Source organism: Streptomyces sp. NPDC050388 (assembly GCF_040655635.1).
In the GTDB taxonomy this organism is placed as follows: Bacteria; Actinomycetota; Actinomycetes; order Streptomycetales; family Streptomycetaceae; genus Streptomyces.
Genome location: NZ_JBFAKH010000004.1, coordinates 1 through 16,758 on the forward strand (window position 1 = coordinate 1; position 16,758 = coordinate 16,758).

Below are 16,758 nucleotides of genomic sequence, written 5' to 3' on the forward strand. Positions count from 1 at the left end.
ACCGTGATCTTCTCGTCGTGCCGCTCACGTCCACTGGGCCGTCGCGCCGTCGTCCTTGCGCGCTTGCGCGGGGCCGCCTCGGCCAACGGGGGCTACGTTTCACGTGAAACGTAGCCCCCTTTCCGCGCTCTCAGCCCTGCTGCTCGACCCACCACTCCTTGAGGGCCGCCACCGCCGCATCATGGCCCATCGGACCGTTCTCCAGGCGAAGCTCCAGCATGTGCTTGTACGCCTGACCGACCGCCGGTCCGGGCTTGACGCCGAGGATTTCCATGATCTGGTTGCCGTCGAGGTCCGGGCGAATGGAATCCAGCTCCTCCTGCTCCTGGAGCTTGGCAATGCGCTCCTCCAGGCCGTCGTACGCACGGGACAGCGCGGCCGCCCTGCGGCGGTTACGCGTCGTACAGTCCGAGCGGGTCAGCTTGTGCAGCCGATCCAGGAGTGGCCCCGCGTCCCGGACGTAGCGACGGACGGCGGAGTCCGTCCATTCTCCCGTGCCGTAGCCGTGGAAACGCAGATGAAGCTCGACCAGGCGCGAAACGTCCTTCACCAGTTCGTTGGAGTACTTGAGGGCCGTCATGCGCTTCTTCGTCATCTTCGCGCCCACCACCTCGTGGTGGTGGAACGAGACCCGGCCGTCGCCCTCGAAACGGCGCGTGCGCGGCTTGCCGATGTCATGCAGCAGAGCCGCAAGGCGCAGTGTCAGGTCGGGGCCGGTGTCCTCCAACGCCATCGCCTGCTCCAGGACGATCAGCGTGTGCTCATAGACGTCCTTGTGCCGGTGGTGCTCATCACTCTCCAGACGCAGGGCCGGCAGTTCAGGCAGCACGTGGTCGGCGAGCCCGGTGTCGACGAGCAGTGTCAGTCCCTTGCGGGGGTGAGCGGACAGGACCAGCTTGTTCAGCTCCTCCCGGACTCGTTCGGCTGAGACGATATCGATGCGTCCGGCCATCTCCCGCAGAGCCGTGACCACCTCGGGAGCCACCTCGAAATCGAGCTGAGCGGCAAAGCGCGCGGCTCGCATCATCCGCAGCGGATCGTCCGAGAAGGACGCCTCAGGGGTGCCCGGTGTGCGCAGCACACGGGCCGCGAGGTCCTCCAGGCCGCCGTGCGGGTCGATGAACTCCTTCGCGGGAAGTGCGAGGGCCATCGCGTTCACCGTGAAGTCACGGCGGACGAGGTCCTCCTCGATGGAGTCTCCGTACGCCACCTCCGGCTTGCGTGACGTGCGGTCGTAGGCCTCCGAGCGGTAGGTCGTCACCTCGATCTGGAAGCTTCGGTCAACGTCTCCGACGCGGACATCCTTCTGGGCTCCGACGGTGCCGAAGGCGATCCCCACCTCCCAGACGGCGTCCGCCCACGGGCGGACGATCTTCAGAACGTCCTGCGGGCGGGCGTCGGTCGTGAAATCGAGGTCATTGCCGAGCCGGCCGAGCAGAGCGTCCCGGACCGAACCGCCGACCAGGGCGAGTGAGAACCCGGCCTCCTGGAAGCGGCGGGCGAGGTCGTCGGCGACAGGGGCGACCCGCAGCAGTTCGTTGACCGCTTGGTCCTGCACCTGGCTCAGGGCACTGGTTTGTTCGTTGGCGTTCGGCACAACAGAAAAGGGTACGTGGCTCGGGCGGCCGGGGGCTCCCCCTGGGGCAGGCGCAGTCACCTCCGGCGAGACCCGCACAAGGCCTGCGCCCGAGGCACGGGACGTGCTCCCCTTATACAGCCACATAGAGGGCAGGGCGGCGCTCCCCCCGATCTTGTGGACCGGTCCGCGGCACTCACCCCCGCCGCTCCTCGTTACCATGCGTGGACGTACATTCCGACGACCACTGACGACGACAAGGGACGGGCGAGCGCGTGGCCGAGGCGGCAGACTTCCAGGGGACGAGTGCCTCACCTGCCCGCCGCTGGCTGCGGCGCACCGGAACCCTGTTCGCCGGAGTACCCCTGCTGGCCGGCCTGCTCCAGTTGCCCGCCGCGTCTCCGGCGGACGCCACCGCGCAGAACACCCGGCAGGCTCCCTCCGGTGCGGGCTCGGTCTCCGTCTCCGTGAACTCGCTCACCCCGAGCGCCCCCACCGAGGGAGACACCGTCACCGTGTCCGGCACGGTGACCAACAAGGGCGGTAAAGCGGTCACCGACGCCCACGTCGGTCTGCGTGTGGGCCCCCTGCTGAACACCCGCTCCGGGATCGAGACCGTCGCCAGGAACAGTGACGACATCCAGGGCACCGTCGGTCCGGAGATCGACGACAAGTACTCCCAGGAGTTCGAACGCCTCACTCCGGGCGTCTCGCAGCCCTTCAGCATCTCCGTGCCGGCGGACGAGCTGAGCCTCGGAAAGAACGGCGTCTACCAGCTGACGGTGGCCCTCTCCGGGCAGACCTCCGCCCAGCCGTGGGAACAGACCCTCGGCGTCCGGCGCACGTTCCTGCCGTGGCAGCCCGAGGAAGCCGACAAAAAGACGAGAACGACGTTTCTGTGGCCGCTGATCTCCACGGTCCACACGACGGCGGAGACCGGTTCGGACGAACAGCAGACCCCGGTCCTCCGCGACGACGACCTGGCCAAGGAGATCTCCCCGGGCGGCCGTCTGGACCGGATGGTGGCACTGGGCAAGGACCTCGATGTCACCTGGGTGATCGATCCGGACCTGCTGGCGTCCGTCGACGCGATGACCGAGAGCTACGAAGTCCGAAGTGAGGGTGACACCACCACGGCAGGCCGTCATCAGGCTGTCGCCAAAAGATGGCTCGCCCAGGTGCAGAGCGCGGTGGCGGACAACGAGGTCGTCGCGTTGCCCTTCGGCGATCCGGATCTCGCCTCCCTCGCCCACAACGGCACGCCGGTCACCGGCTCCCTGAGTCATCTCAAGGAGGCCACGGATGTCGTCGTCAACACGGTGGAGCCGATACTCCACGTGAAACCGACCACCGACTTCGCCTGGCCCGTCAACGGCGCGGTGGACCCCTCCATCGTCAAGGTCGCCACGTCCGCCGGTGCCGACAAGGTGATCGCCCGCAGCGACAGTTTCCGGGAGACCGGGAACCTGCCGTACACGCCTTCGGCCGCACGCCCCATCGGGGGCGGCACCACGGCGGTGGTCGCAGACGCCCGGTTGTCCACCCTGTTCCAGGGCGATATGACCAAGGCCTCCACGTCCACGTCCACGGTGCAGCGGTTCCTCGCACAGAGCCTGACGCTCAGCCTCCAGACCGGTCGGCAGCGCAGCGTCGTCGTGGCCCCGCAGCGCACCCCCTCCGCGAGCCAGGCCCGGACGATGGCCGAGGTGCTGAAGGCCGTCCAGGACGGGAACTGGTCGGAGTCCCAGGACCTCACCGCCGCCGCGAAGGCGAAGCCGGACCCCGCCGCCACCACCGAGGTTCCCTCGGCCTCCTCGTATCCCTCCTCGCTGCGCAAGCAGGAGTTGCCGCAATCGGCGTTCGAGCAGATCGCGAGAACACAGGACAAGCTCGACAAGTTCCAGGTGATCCTCTCCGACCCGTCCCGGGTGGTGACTCCGTTCGGCCGGGCCCTTAACCGGGGGATGTCCGTTTCATGGCGCGGCCGGATCGCCGAGGCGGCCACCTACCGCAGCGGGGTCGAGGCGTACCTCGACGGACTCCTCGACCAGGTGAAGCTGATCGAGAAGTCGGAGACGAAACTGTCCGGCCGCAGTGCCACGATCCCCGTGACCGTCCAGAACAACCTGGTACAGGGCGTCGAGCACCTGACGCTGCGGCTCACCTCGACCAACCCGACCCGCCTCGAGATCGATGGGGCCGCCTACGAGGAGCAGCCGGTCACCGTCTCGGGCGGTCACAGCCAGTCGGTGAAGTTCACCACATCCGCCAACGCCAACGGCCGGGCAACGGTGATCGCCCAGCTGTACACGCAGGACGGCCAGAAGTACGGCGAGCCGGTCACCTTCGACGTCAAGGTCACCGAGATCACCGCCACGGTGATGCTGGTCATCGGCGGCGGTGTCCTGTTGCTCGTCCTTGCCGGCTTCAGGATGTACACCCAGCGCAAGCGTGCCGCGGCCCGCGAGGCCCAGGAGGGGCACACGCTGGACGGGGGCACCGAAGGTCCGCAGAACCCGGACGCCCCCGCGGTACGTCTCACCAAGGAGCCGGAGGACGGTTCGGAAACGGACGCCCCGGAGCAGCCGAGTGACCCGGCGTCGGACACCGCACCGGAAAGCGCAGACCCGTCCGACACGGGTGAGAGAGTGGACCGTTGAGGATGTCGTGGCCGGGTGGGCCAGGGACGATGAGGTGGGGTAACCATGAACGCGCCGTACGACGGTGACCGCGGTCATGCCGCGGGCAACTCGGGCCATCCCGAGTCGGACCCGCCCGAGGGTCCGCCGCCCGGGCACGACCAGGCTCCGCAGCCGTCCGCTGATACGTATCTCCAGGACGCCTACGACCAGGACCCTTACCGCGCGCAGGACATCGCCGCCCAGGACCCGGTCGCGGAGGCCCTGTACGACCGTGCGGCGCACCCCCCGCCCCCGCAGGGCGCGTACCCCCCTCAGCAGCCGCTGTACGGGCAGCCTCCCCGGTCGCCCCACGCACCCGATCCACGGGTATGGGCCCAGGCCCCGGCGCCGGAACCGGACGGTCCGACCCAGTACCTCCCGTACGGGGATGATCCGCGCACGACGCAGTTCGTGGGTGTGGACGACCTGGTCGGCCAGGCCGGAGGCCAGCGCCGTGAGCCGGACGCCTTCGCCCACCTGCTCCGCGATCAGCAGCAGGACGGCTACGCCGAACAGCACGGCGGTGGGCATCCCGGCCACCAGCCGGTGGCCGACCGACAGTCCCCCGGGTCGATTCCGGTACCCGGCCCGGCCTCCGCGGCAGTCGGCCACTACGCGGGAGCCACACCACCGCCTGCCGCCGAGTCGCCCGCGCCAGAACCGGCTCCCGTGCCGCCCGCGAAAAAAAGCGGCCGGGCCGGGGGGCTGCTGAAGTCCAGTGCCGTGATGGCGGCGGGCACGATGGTGTCCCGCCTCACGGGATTCATCCGCTCCGCCTTGATCGTCTCGGCGCTCGGCCTGGGTCTTCTCGGTGACTCGTTCCAGGTCGCGTACCAGTTGCCGACCATGATCTACATCCTCACCGTCGGCGGCGGCCTCAACTCCGTCTTCGTCCCGCAGCTCGTCCGTGCCATGAAGGAGGACGACGACGGCGGCGACGCGTACGCCAACCGGCTGCTGACCCTCGTGATGGTGGCCCTGGTCGTGCTCACCTCCGTGGCATGGCTCGCCGCGCCGCTCCTCGTGCGTGCGCTGTCCAACCCGGTCGCCTCCGACCCCGCGGCCAACGAGGTCGCCATCACCTTCACGCGCTACTTCCTGCCCTCGATCTTCTTCATGGGCGTGCACGTGGTGATGGGGCAGATCCTCAACGCGCGCGAGAGGTTCGGCGCGATGATGTGGACCCCGGTCCTCAACAACATCGTCATCATCGTGACGCTCGGTACGTTCATCTACGTCTACGGCACCGCCGCCGACTCCCAGATGACGGTCACCAGTATCCCGCCGGAAGGTCGGCGCCTCCTCGGCATCGGTGTCCTGCTCGGCCTCGTCGTTCAGGCCCTGGCCATGATCCCGTACCTGCGTGAGACCGGGTTCCGCATCCGTCTGCGCTTCGACTGGAAGGGCCACGGACTGGGCAAGGCGGCGATGCTCGCCAAGTGGACCATCCTGTTCGTGCTCGCCAACCAGGCGGGCGCTCTGGTCGTGACCCAGTTGTCCACGGCGGCCGGCCTGAACTCCGACGTCCAAGGCACCGGCTTCGCCGCCTACGCCAACGCCCAGCTGATCTGGGGCCTTCCGCAAGCCATCATCACCGTCTCCTTGATGGCCGCTCTACTGCCCCGCATCTCCCGCTCGGCGGCGGAGGAGGACAGCGGCGCCGTCCGGGACGACATCTCCCAGGGCCTGCGCACCACAGCCGTCGCGATCGTGCCGATCGCCTTCGGCTTCATCTCGCTCGGCATCCCGATGTGCACGCTGATCTTCGGCTCCTCGGGTATCAGCGAAGCGACCAACATGGGTTACATGCTGATGGCCTTCGGCCTCGGTCTGATCCCCTACTCCGTGCAGTACGTCGTCCTGCGTGCCTTCTACGCCTACGAGGACACCCGGACCCCCTTCTACAACACGGTCATCGTGGCCGCGGTCAACGCGATCGCCTCGGCCGTCTGCTTCTTCGTTCTCCCGGCCCGCTGGGCCGTGGTCGGCATGGCCGCCGCGTACGGCCTTGCCTACGTGACCGGCGTCGGTGTCGCCTGGCGTCGGCTGCGCAAGCGGCTGGGCGGGGATCTGGACGGCGCCCGGGTACTGCGGACGTACGCCCGACTGTGCATCGCCTCGGTTCCGGCCGCACTGCTCAGCGGTGCGGTCTGCTACGGCATCGGGCACAGCCTCGGTCAGGGCGCCGGAGCTTCGTTCGTCGCACTGCTGGCCGGTGGGGCCGTCCTGCTCGGCGTCTTTTTCGTCGCCGCCCGCCGGATGCGCATCGTGGAGGTCAACTCGCTGGTCGGTATGGTCCGCGGACGCCTGGGGCGCTGAGTCACGGGTAACCGCACAACCATCGTCAGCCCTTGTGTGTCGTGCATAGCGGCGGACTGTGGGCACAATTGGTTTTGGCGTCGGACGGCGCGCGAGGGCGGTCGCCGACGCGCAATGGATGGGGAGGCAGGGAACGACGGTGGCGGAACGGAGCACAGCTGCCGTCGACGTGGCAGACAACAGCGGCAAGCAGCCGCTGACCGCGCAGGCGGACCAGTCCACGGCCGACGGGGTGGTCAAGAACCGGGAGCAGGACACGGACAGCGACGCGGCACAGGAGAACACCGGGACCGACGGTTCCGGGACGACGTCGCCACTCGAGCTGCACAGCGGTCACAAGCTCGCCAGACGCTACCGTCTCGAAGAGTGCGTCACCCGTCTGGACGGATTCAGCAGTTGGCGTGCCGTGGACGAGAAGCTCCGCCGCGCCGTCGGTGTGCACATTCTGCCCGCGGACCACTCCCGTGCCCGCTCCGTCCTGGCCTCGGCCCGCGCCTCCGCCCTGCTGGGCGACCCTCGCTTCGTACAGGTCCTGGACGCCGTCGAGGAGAACGACGTCGTCTACGTCGTACACGAATGGCTCCCCGACGCCACCGAGTTGACCACGCTCCTGGCGGCCGGCCCGCTCGAGGTGTACGACGCCTACCAGATGGCCAGTCAGATCTCCTCCGCCATGGCCGCGGCCCACCGCGAAGGACTCGCCCATCTGCGGCTGAACCCCAATGCGGTCCTGCGCACCTCGACGGGCCAGTGGCGCATTCGGGGTCTCGCCGTGAACGCGGCGCTGCGCGGCATCGAATCCGACACCCCGCAGCGCACCGACACCGAATCCATCGGCGCCCTGCTGTACGCGGCGCTCACCCAGCGCTGGCCGTACGAGAGCGACGCATACGGCCTGTCAGGGCTGCCGAAGGACATCGGTCTGATCCCGCCCGACCAGGTGCGGGCCGGCGTCCACCGCGGCCTGTCCGAGCTCGCCATGCGCGCACTGGCCAACGACGGCGCCACCGCCTCCCGCCATGAGTCCCCGTGCACCACGCCGGAGGAACTGGTGAAGGCAATCGGCGAGATGCCCCGCATCCGCCCGCCGGAGCCTGCCTTCACCACCCCGCCGGACTACCAGCGCACGACGTACCAGCAGGGCTCCTACGGACGTCCGGCGCCCCATCCGGGCATCACCCAGCCGGTGCCGGCCCCGCCGCCCCCGCTGCAGAGCCGCACGGGCAAGGCGCTGAAGTGGGCCGTGTCAGCACTGCTGATCGCAGCGCTCGGTCTGGGCAGCTGGCAGCTCGCCGACGCCCTCATCGGCCAGGGCGGCAGCGCGGACGACACCAACAAGACCCAGACGACGGACGAGGACGACAAGAGCAGCAGTGCACCCAAGCCGGCTCACCCCATAGCCATCACGAGTGCTAACGACTTCGACCCCCTGGGTGACGGTTCCGAAAAGCCGTCTGATGTGGCGAAGGTCTATGACGACGCTCCCGGTACGTACTGGCAGACCGACTTCTACCTGAGTTCGGACTTCGGCCGACTCAAGCCCGGGGTCGGCGTCGTCCTGGACCTCGGCAAGGTCCAGGAAGTCGGCAAGGTCACCGTTTCCTTCATGGGGAACACTTCAGTCGAGCTCCGTGCGGCTTCCAGCAACGCAGGAGGGCAACCGACGTCCTTGGACGGATTTGCCAAGGTCGCCCAAGGGTCTGGCAGCAGCGTCACCCTCAAGCCCGAAGAGACGCTCAAGTCCCAGTACTTGCTGGTCTGGCTGACCGAGCTGCCGATACAGCCGGACGACGGGAAATGGCGCGGCAGGGTCGTGGACGTCAAGGTCAGCAGCTGAACTCAGTGGACCGCGCGGTCCGCGGTTACCGAAAACCGCGGACCGCCACTATTCAATCGCCTTCGGCGAACAGTTTCCGAGCGGATTCCACCTTGGCCGTCTGCAGACTCAGAAACCTGTCCCGAACCGCCTTGTTGCCGTTGATCATGCGCGTCTGCATATCGGACTCCACGGCGTTCCAACGCGTGCCCAGGTCAACCTTCCTCTTGCAGGCGATATCACGCTGAGCGACCGCCCTTTCGTGACTCGCAATGCGACCTTCGGCAAATTCTGCGCTGCCCATAGCATCCAGCGGAGAGTCACACACGTACCCCTTGGCCTGCATGCAGGCGGATCACTCCACGAATATTTTCTTCACTCGTGGGTCATTGAGGGATTCTTTGAAACCGTCGAAGTCGATGGTTCGAGCGGCCGCCACGCCCTCGGTATGGTCGTATGGCGTCCTGACAATCCGGTTGGCTTCGCTCCTGCACCCGCCCTGGGGGATTGACTCGCCGTTGTCGGCCCTGGCTGACCGGGGCAGGGCCTTGCCCTGCCCGTTCCCGCCCCCCAGTGCGGCGATCTCGGCGTCCGTAAGTTGATCTTGATTTGCAAGAAATAAAAGAACTCTCGCTTACCGGCCACGGCATGTCTTCGTCGGCACTTTTGGGTGGATCTGCTCGCCATGCGCAATTAGCGCAGTGCAGGGCGGACCTCTCCCTACCCCGTTACATTCCGACCCACTGTGTGCCATTCTGTCGGTCAGGATCACGAGTTGGGTAGCAGTGTCACGGCTGCCTCCCCAAGGACGCGGGGAATTTGTGTGGACAATGAGTCGCGCCGAGCTGATCGCTCAGACGCCGAACTCCTGGCTTCCCATGTCGCGGGAGACAAGGACGCCTTCGGTGAACTCGTGCAGCGTCATCGCGACCGACTCTGGGCGGTGGCCCTGCGGACACTGGGGGATCGTGAGGAGGCCGCTGACGCGGTTCAGGACGCTCTTGTCTCCGCCTATCGGGCCGCCCACACCTTCCGAGGACAGTCGGCCGTCACGACATGGCTGCACCGGATCACGGTGAACGCGTGCTTGGACCGTGCGCGCAAGGCTGCATCCCGGAAGACCTCCCCTGTCGACGACACGGAGCGCCTGGAGCAGCTGCTGGAGCCCCACGAGTCCGCCTCGGCTCCTGCGGAACGCAACGATCTGCACCGCCAGCTCATAGCGGCCATGGGAACTCTCCCACCCGATCAGCGGGCGGCTCTCGTACTGGTGGACATGCAGGGCTACCCCGTCGCGGAGGCCGCCCGCATCCTCGATGTGCCCACCGGCACGGTGAAGAGCCGCTGCGCCCGAGGCAGAGCCAGACTCCTGCCCCTTCTGCAACATCTACGGCCGGACGGGCGCGGTGACAGCAAGAAGCGGGATGAGGAACGGAACCGGCCGCAGGGGGCATCCGTCCCATCCGCAGCGGGACCGCGTCGAGCGGATCCGCCGGATACCGGACCGAGTGACCCAGCGGCAGTGAAGGGCGGAGGTGGGAAAGCGTGACATCGACGACAGGCATGACGGAGCACCCGGACGTCGCGGAGATCTCCGACCTCACCGAGGGGCTCCTGCCGCCCACTCGAACCGCCGCTGTGCGCCGGCACCTGGACGAGTGCGACCTCTGCGCAGACGTCCATGCGTCGCTGGAGGAGATCCTGGAACTGCTTGGCACGATGCCGGGGCCACCGCGTATGCCTGCCGAGGTGGCAAGCCGTATCGACGCCGCGCTCGCCGCGGAAGCGCTGCTGCATGCCAGGGCACCGGACTCCGAGAACGTCGCAGAGCCGGCCGGTGTCTCCCCTTCCCCTTCCGATGAGGACCGCGCGCATGTTTCACGTGAAACATCGACGCCGACGGACCGCCCCACAGGGCGTCCTCGCCCTTCCACGACCGGTCCAGGTCGCAAGGGCCGTATGCAACGTGGCCGCCGTAGGGCCGCTGCACTGGGGACCGTGTTCACCGTTGCGGCTCTGGGGCTCGGCACGCTGTTCGTGATGTCCCAGAACGACGAAACGGGCCCGGGTGGCGTTCAGCAGACGACCTCGGACACATTCTCCGAGGGTGAGCTGGGGAAGCAGGTCTCCGTTCTCCTCGCGCAGAACCAGCGGAAGGGCGATTCCTCTCGCACGCCGCAAACCTTGGAGATGGAGTCGGAGGCCGGAGCCGTCAGTCCCAGGGTCCTCCAGCACCCCACGGTCCCGGCATGCATCCGCGAGGGAATCGGCCGCAATGACGCCGCACTCGCCACAGAGCAGGGCATCTACAAGGGGCGAAAAGCCCTCCTGGTAGTACTTCCCAACCCCTCCGACGACACCCGTGTGACCGCCTACATCGTCGATGCCACCTGCGTCGGCAACCCATCCTCGGCCACCACGGCGAAGGTTCTGTTGAAGAACTCCTACACCCGCGGCTGACAGTCGACGCTTCGTCTCCGTCCTGAGTGGTATCTCGTACGGTGTGCACCTGCCCGCGCCCACCCGAGAACCGCGTCCGTCAGCTCCATCGGTGTGCTCAGGCACAGCGGGAATGCTCGCCCCTTAGGATCCGTTGGGTGAGGTGAGAGTTCCGACAGAAGCTCCCACCGGTCGGATGACACAGACCAGAGACGAGGAAACAAGCCGTGAGCGACGTCCGTAACGTGATCATCATCGGTTCGGGGCCGGCCGGCTACACGGCAGCCCTCTACACCGCCCGTGCGTCGCTGAAGCCCCTGGTGTTCGAGGGTGCCGTCACCGCCGGTGGTGCGCTGATGAACACCACCGATGTCGAGAACTTCCCCGGCTTCCAGGACGGCATCATGGGCCCCGAGCTCATGGACAACATGCGCGCCCAGGCAGAGCGCTTCGGGGCGGAGCTCATTCCGGACGACGTGGTCGCCGTCGACCTGACCGGAGAGATCAAGACTGTCACGGACACCGCAGGAACGGTCCACAAGGCGAAGGCGGTCATCGTCGCCACCGGCTCACAGCATCGCAAGCTCGGCCTGCCGAACGAGGATGCCTTCACCGGCCGTGGTGTCTCCTGGTGTGCCACGTGTGATGGCTTCTTCTTCAAGGACCAGGACATCGCCGTCATCGGCGGCGGCGACACCGCGATGGAGGAGGCCACCTTCCTCTCACGGTTCGCCAAGTCCGTCACGGTCGTCCACCGCCGCGACACCCTGAGGGCCTCGAAGGCGATGCAGGAGCGTGCCATCGCCGACCCGAAGATCTCGTTCGTCTGGGACAGCGAGGTTGCAGAGGTCCAGGGTGACCAGAAGCTCTCGGGTCTGAAGCTGCGGAACGTCAAGACCGGCGAACTCTCGGACCTGGCGGTGACCGGCCTGTTCATCGCGATCGGGCACGATCCTCGCACGGAGCTCTTCAAGAGCCAGCTGGAGCTGGACGAAGAGGGCTACCTGAAGGTCGATGCGCCTTCGACGCGTACAAACCTCACCGGAGTGTTCGGTGCCGGTGACGTGGTCGACCACACCTACCGCCAGGCGATCACCGCGGCCGGTACGGGCTGTGCCGCCGCCCTCGACGCCGAGAGGTTCCTTGCTGCTCTCGCGGACGGGGAGCAGGCCGAGCCCGAGAAGACCTCTGTCTGACCTCCACCCTCACCACGTACCAACCAGTTAAGGAGCCCGCCGTGGCCGGCACCCTGAAGAATGTGACTGACGACTCCTTCGACCAGGACGTCCTCAAGAGTGACAAGCCCGTCCTGGTGGACTTCTGGGCCGCCTGGTGCGGTCCGTGCCGCCAGATCGCCCCTTCCCTCGAAGCGATTGCCGCGGAGTACGGGGACAAGATCGAGGTCGTCAAGCTGAACATCGACGAGAACCCGGGTACGGCCGCCAAGTACGGCGTCATGTCCATCCCGACCCTGAACGTCTACCAGGGTGGCGAGGTCGCCAAGACCATCGTCGGTGCCAAGCCGAAGGCCGCCATCGTCCGCGACCTCGAGGACTTCATCAGCGAATGAGCGTCGACCGCCTCGTCAGCGGCACGTGTTTCACGTGAAACATGAATGGGCCGACCCATCTGGGTCGGCCCATTCGCATGACGCACACCAGCACGTGGCACATCAGAGGGGGCGCAACACCGGCTCCTTCTGGACGGCTCCGAGCAACCGGTCCAACGCCATCTCGACATCGTCCTTCCACGACAGTGTTGTCCTCAGCTCCAGTCTGAGCCGGGGGTACGCGGGATGTTGACGAACCGTCTTGAACCCCACCGCCAAGAGGTGATCAGCGGGCAGAACACAGGCTGGCTCTTTCCAACGCGCGTCGCCGAAGGCTTCGATCGCCTTGACCCCGCGACGCAGTAGGTCCTTCGCCACCGTCTGCACCATCACCCTCCCCAAGCCTTGCCCCTGGTAGCCCGGCACGATAAACCCGGTCATCAGCTGCACGGCATCAGACGACACAGGGCTCGTGGGAAACGCCATGGCACGCGGCACATAAGCAGGCGGGGCGTAGAGAACGAAACCCACGGGGAGGTCATCGACATAGACGACCCTTCCGCACGACCCCCAGTCCAGCAGCACAGCCGAGATCCACGACTCCTTCTCGACCGCTGCCGTTCCCGCTGTTACTGCTGCCTCACCACTGACGGGGTCGAGCTCCCAGAAGACACACGAGCGACAGCTCCGGGGAAGGTCTTGAAGGTTGTCCAGCGTGAGCGGTACGAGCCGACGCCCCATGAAGCCTGTCCCTCGCTTCCTCCGCCTGCTGCCTCACAGGCGGCTGCCAAAGCGTGCCGCTCCTTGAGCAGGCTGCCGATGAACCCTCCGAAGACGGCAATCGCCAGCCCCGCTCCTACCCGTCCGGTGCGGCTCATCATTCGCATGGCCCTGCCTTGCGCTCAAAGATTCAGGTACTGGCGGCGGACACACCCTGTCTCACCGCATCGTATCCATGAAGCGATTCCGTTGATACCGCCAGAAAGCAAAGGGCGGATCGTTTCCGGGACGTACCGGACACGATCCGCCCACGGGCGACTGTTCGACTGGCCGAGCCGAAGCTTCAGGAATCTTCCACGGAGTCGTCGTCCACAAGACTCTTCTGCAGAACCGGCCCCTCATCAGGAGCAAGGGTGCCAAGAATGCGCTCGAGGTCCTCCATGGAAGCGAACTCGACGGTGATCTTCCCCTTCTTCTGGCCCAGGTCGACCTTCACCCGCGTCTCGAAACGATCCGAAAGACGGGTGGCCAGATCGGACAGCGCCGGAGACACCAGGGCACCCGCCCTCGGCCCCTTGGAGCGCGGCGACTTCTGCGGCCCGGACCCCATCAGGGTCACGATCTCCTCGACAGCCCGCACCGAGAGCCCCTCGGCCACGATCCGATGGGCCAGCCGGTCCTGCTCCTCGGAGTCCTCCACGGAGAGCAAGGCCCGCGCGTGCCCGGCGGAGAGCACTCCGGCAGCCACCCGGCTCTGAACCCTCGGCGAGAGCTTCAGCAGACGCAGGGTGTTGGAAACCTGCGGGCGGGAACGACCGATGCGGTCAGCCAGCTGATCATGCGTGCAGTTGAAGTCCTTCAGCAGCTGGTCGTAGGCGGCTGCCTCTTCCAGCGGATTCAGCTGGGCCCGGTGCAGATTCTCCAGAAGGGCGTCCAGGAGGAGCTTCTCGTCCTCCGTGGCCCGCACGATCGCCGGGATGGCTTCGAGCCCCGCGATACGGCACGCCCGCCAGCGGCGCTCACCCATGATGAGCTCGTAGTGCGCGGGCCCGACCTGCCGTACGACGACAGGCTGGAGAAGACCGACCTCCTTGATGGACGTGACAAGTTCTGCCAGCGCATCCTCGTCGAAGACTCCGCGCGGCTGACGCGGATTCGGCTTGATGGATTCGAGGGGAATCTCCGCGAAGTGCGCTCCCAGGGGAGGCGTGGGCATCTCCACCGCGCCATGCGTCGACGACTCCTCTGTTTCACGTGGAACAGAAGGAAGTCCGGCCAGTTTGGCCACGGCCACCCCGCGCTCGTTCGACAGCACTGGAGGCGCGGCGGAAGCTGCGCCTCCCGTCACGGTCGGGGAGACCGTCTTCTCTGCCGGGGCAGCAGGGATAAGTGCGCCAAGACCACGGCCCAGCCCCCTCCGTCGCTCACTCACTGGACGCCCTCCACCATGCTCGGATCGTTCTGCTGTGCACCGATGTGTGCGTTCGACGCGTCATAGCTGACGCCAACGCCCCTCAGCGCGATCTCGCGTGCCGCCTCAAGGTAGGAGAGGGCACCGCTCGATCCAGGATCGTAGGTCAGCACCGTCTGCCCATAACTCGGCGCCTCCGAGATGCGCACAGAGCGAGGAATACTTGTCCGCAGCACCTCGTCGCCGAAGTGACTACGCACCTCGTCCGCAACCTGGGACGCAAGGCGCGTCCGGCCGTCGTACATGGTGAGCAGGATCGTCGATACGTGCAGGGAGGGGTTGAGGTGGCCCCGCACCAGATCGACGTTGCGGAGCAGCTGTCCCAGGCCCTCCAGGGCGTAGTACTCGCACTGGATCGGGATCAGGACCTCCTGTCCCGCCACCATCGCGTTGACCGTCAGCAGGCCGAGGGACGGAGGGCAGTCGATGAGGACGTAGTCCAGCGGCTGCTCGTAGGCATGAATGGCACGCTGCAGCCGGCTCTCCCGTGCCACCAGCGACACCAGCTCGATCTCCGCGCCGGCGAGATCGATCGTGGCGGGTGCGCAGAAGAGACCCTCTACATCGGGGACCGGCTGGACAACCTCCGCCAGCGGCCTGCTCTCGACCAACACGTCATAGATGGAGGGAACTTCGGCGTGGTGGTCGATCCCCAGAGCTGTAGAAGCATTGCCCTGAGGGTCGAGGTCGATCACCAAGACCCGAGCGCCATGGAGCGCAAGCGACGCGGCGAGGTTGACGGTCGTCGTCGTCTTGCCCACGCCACCCTTCTGGTTGGCGACCACGATGAAGCGTGTCTGCTCGGGCCGTGGCAGGCCCTCGCCTGCGCGACCCAGTGCATCCACCGCCAGCTGGGCAGCACGACCGATGGGAGCGTCGTCCATAGGAGGCGGTGTTTCACGTGAAACATCCGCCCCCATCGATTCGGCACGGGGACCGGGGACCGGGTCGGTCATCGGTCCCGCGATGTTGGCGTCGGACCGCAAGGTGGATTCACTCTCCTCGACTTCAGGCTCGCAATGAACAGAGCCTCCCATGTCTTCGGGGTCGTGAACCAGTGAGGCCTGACGTTCTGTGGAGAAATCCACTTCTGTGGACAACTCCACACCCCCTGAGGGAGGCGAAGCCTCGTTGGGAGCAGGCCCCTCTCCGAGTGAACCGAGAGGCTTACGATCGCGGGGTTCGGCCGCGGCGCGACCGCGACTGATGATGCCGTGCAGCAGGGAGCGACGTTTCACGTGAAACACGATGCACAGCAGCCGGGGCTGCACCGCCGCGACACTCCGGCCTACGGAGGTTCGACAGCTTGTGTGGAGTACGTCTGCCCCTTCAGGGGGTAGGCCTGCCCGCCAGATGTCCTACTGCCCGGCAGACCACGCCCCTATCCGCGTCGGCGCCGTGCACGCCCGGCACGAGCGGCCTTCGCGCGCTTCGCCGCGAAGCGCACACCGCCGGGACTTTCCCCCACCTCGACCCGCACCACCGTGGACATCGGATCCACCACACCCTCGCCCACATGCACGACCGATGTCGCCACGGCGCCGAGCTTGCTCAGCGCCGAGGTCGCATTCTTCAGCTCCTCCTCGGCGGCATCACCCTTGAGCGCGAGCATCTCTCCGTACGGCCGAAGGAGGGGGATGCCCCACGTGGCGAGGCGGTCAAGGGGCGCCACGGCCCGTGCGGTCACCACGTGCACCGGAGACATCCTGCCCATGACCTCCTCGGCCCGGCCACGCACGACCGTCACATGGTCCAGTCCCAGCAGTTCCACGACTTCGGTCAGGAAGGTGGTACGCCGCAGCAGTGGCTCCAGCAGTGTGATCTTGAGGTCCTCGCGGACCAGCGCCAAGGGAATGCCCGGCAGACCGGCACCCGAACCGACATCGCACACCGTGACGCCTTCGGGCACGACTTCCGAGAGCACCGCACAGTTCAGCAGATGCCGCTCCCACAGGCGCGGCACCTCCCGCGGGCCGATCAGACCACGCTGAACGCCCGCCTCAGCGAGCAGCTCCGCGTAACGCACCGCGTCCGCGAAGCGCTCGCCGAACACCTCGCGAGCCTGCTCGGGCGCGGGGGGAAGCTCCGCTGCCTCCGTCACGGGGGACCGTCCTTCCGTAGCGTGCCGACACCGGGCGCCGACACCACAGAACTATCAGGCTGACAAAATTCGGCCCCGCCTGCGCA

At 67.0% G+C, this 16,758-nt stretch carries 13 protein-coding genes; 7 read left to right on the forward strand and 6 right to left on the reverse strand.

Annotation, left to right across the window (positions count from 1 at the left end; translation table 11 throughout):
• Positions 1-130: 130 nt before the first annotated feature.
• On the reverse strand, positions 131-1,597 hold the full coding sequence (locus AB0I73_RS03335) for a CCA tRNA nucleotidyltransferase (protein WP_363033285.1): 1,467 nt from the start codon (positions 1,595-1,597) through the stop codon (positions 131-133).
• Positions 1,598-1,851: 254 nt separating this feature from the next.
• Here AB0I73_RS03335 and AB0I73_RS03340 point away from each other — a divergent pair, with 254 nt between their 5' ends.
• The 3 genes from AB0I73_RS03340 to AB0I73_RS03350 all read left to right on the forward strand — a co-directional run bounded on the left by AB0I73_RS03340 (position 1,852) and on the right by AB0I73_RS03350 (position 8,413).
• On the forward strand, positions 1,852-4,236 hold the full coding sequence (locus tag AB0I73_RS03340; RefSeq protein ID WP_363033287.1) for a DUF6049 family protein: 2,385 nt from the start codon (positions 1,852-1,854) through the stop codon (positions 4,234-4,236).
• Positions 4,237-4,281: 45 nt separating this feature from the next.
• On the forward strand, positions 4,282-6,576 hold the full coding sequence (gene murJ / locus AB0I73_RS03345) for a murein biosynthesis integral membrane protein MurJ (RefSeq protein ID WP_363033289.1): 2,295 nt from the start codon (positions 4,282-4,284) through the stop codon (positions 6,574-6,576).
• A gap of 139 nt (positions 6,577-6,715) precedes the next feature.
• On the forward strand, positions 6,716-8,413 hold the full coding sequence (locus AB0I73_RS03350; RefSeq protein WP_363033291.1) for a protein kinase family protein: 1,698 nt from the start codon (positions 6,716-6,718) through the stop codon (positions 8,411-8,413).
• A gap of 52 nt (positions 8,414-8,465) precedes the next feature.
• Here AB0I73_RS03350 and AB0I73_RS03355 read toward each other — a convergent pair whose 3' ends face one another.
• On the reverse strand, positions 8,466-8,696 hold the full coding sequence (locus AB0I73_RS03355; protein WP_363033293.1) for a hypothetical protein: 231 nt from the start codon (positions 8,694-8,696) through the stop codon (positions 8,466-8,468).
• 519 nt (positions 8,697-9,215) lie between these two features.
• Here AB0I73_RS03355 and sigM point away from each other — a divergent pair.
• The 4 genes from sigM (at position 9,216) to trxA (ending at position 12,401) form a co-directional block, all read left to right on the forward strand.
• On the forward strand, positions 9,216-9,941 hold the full coding sequence (gene sigM / locus AB0I73_RS03360) for an RNA polymerase sigma factor SigM (RefSeq protein ID WP_363033556.1): 726 nt from the start codon (positions 9,216-9,218) through the stop codon (positions 9,939-9,941).
• A complete protein-coding gene (locus AB0I73_RS03365; RefSeq protein ID WP_363033295.1) occupies positions 9,938-10,852 on the forward strand; it encodes a hypothetical protein in 915 nt (304 codons plus the stop codon). Before sigM ends, AB0I73_RS03365 begins: the two co-directional genes overlap by 4 nt.
• Positions 10,853-11,058: 206 nt before the next feature.
• On the forward strand, positions 11,059-12,027 hold the full coding sequence (gene trxB, locus AB0I73_RS03370; protein ID WP_363033297.1) for a thioredoxin-disulfide reductase: 969 nt from the start codon (positions 11,059-11,061) through the stop codon (positions 12,025-12,027).
• A 41-nt stretch (positions 12,028-12,068) separates the two neighbouring features.
• Entirely contained in the window at positions 12,069-12,401 is a 333-nt protein-coding gene (trxA, locus tag AB0I73_RS03375) for a thioredoxin (RefSeq protein ID WP_109376577.1), read from the forward strand.
• A gap of 102 nt (positions 12,402-12,503) precedes the next feature.
• Here the strand turns inward: trxA and AB0I73_RS03380 are convergent, their stop codons facing one another.
• The 4 genes from AB0I73_RS03380 to rsmG all read right to left on the reverse strand — a co-directional run bounded on the left by AB0I73_RS03380 (position 12,504) and on the right by rsmG (position 16,672).
• Positions 12,504-13,121 carry a GNAT family N-acetyltransferase gene (locus AB0I73_RS03380; RefSeq protein ID WP_109376578.1) on the reverse strand — a complete coding sequence of 206 codons (618 nt, stop codon included), beginning with the start codon at positions 13,119-13,121 and terminating at the stop codon, positions 12,504-12,506.
• 322 nt (positions 13,122-13,443) lie between these two features.
• A complete protein-coding gene (locus tag AB0I73_RS03385) occupies positions 13,444-14,532 on the reverse strand; it encodes a ParB/RepB/Spo0J family partition protein (RefSeq protein ID WP_363033299.1) in 1,089 nt (362 codons plus the stop codon).
• Positions 14,529-15,608, reverse strand: coding sequence for a ParA family protein (locus AB0I73_RS03390; RefSeq protein ID WP_363033558.1), 1,080 nt, complete (start codon positions 15,606-15,608; stop codon positions 14,529-14,531). The genes AB0I73_RS03385 and AB0I73_RS03390 overlap by 4 nt, the downstream gene beginning before the upstream one ends.
• Before the next feature lie 344 nt (positions 15,609-15,952).
• The gene (rsmG, locus tag AB0I73_RS03395; RefSeq protein ID WP_109376580.1) at positions 15,953-16,672 is read right to left on the reverse strand and encodes a 16S rRNA (guanine(527)-N(7))-methyltransferase RsmG; all 720 of its coding nucleotides are present in this window, start codon (positions 16,670-16,672) and stop codon (positions 15,953-15,955) included.
• Between the last annotated feature and the right edge of the window lie 86 nt (positions 16,673-16,758).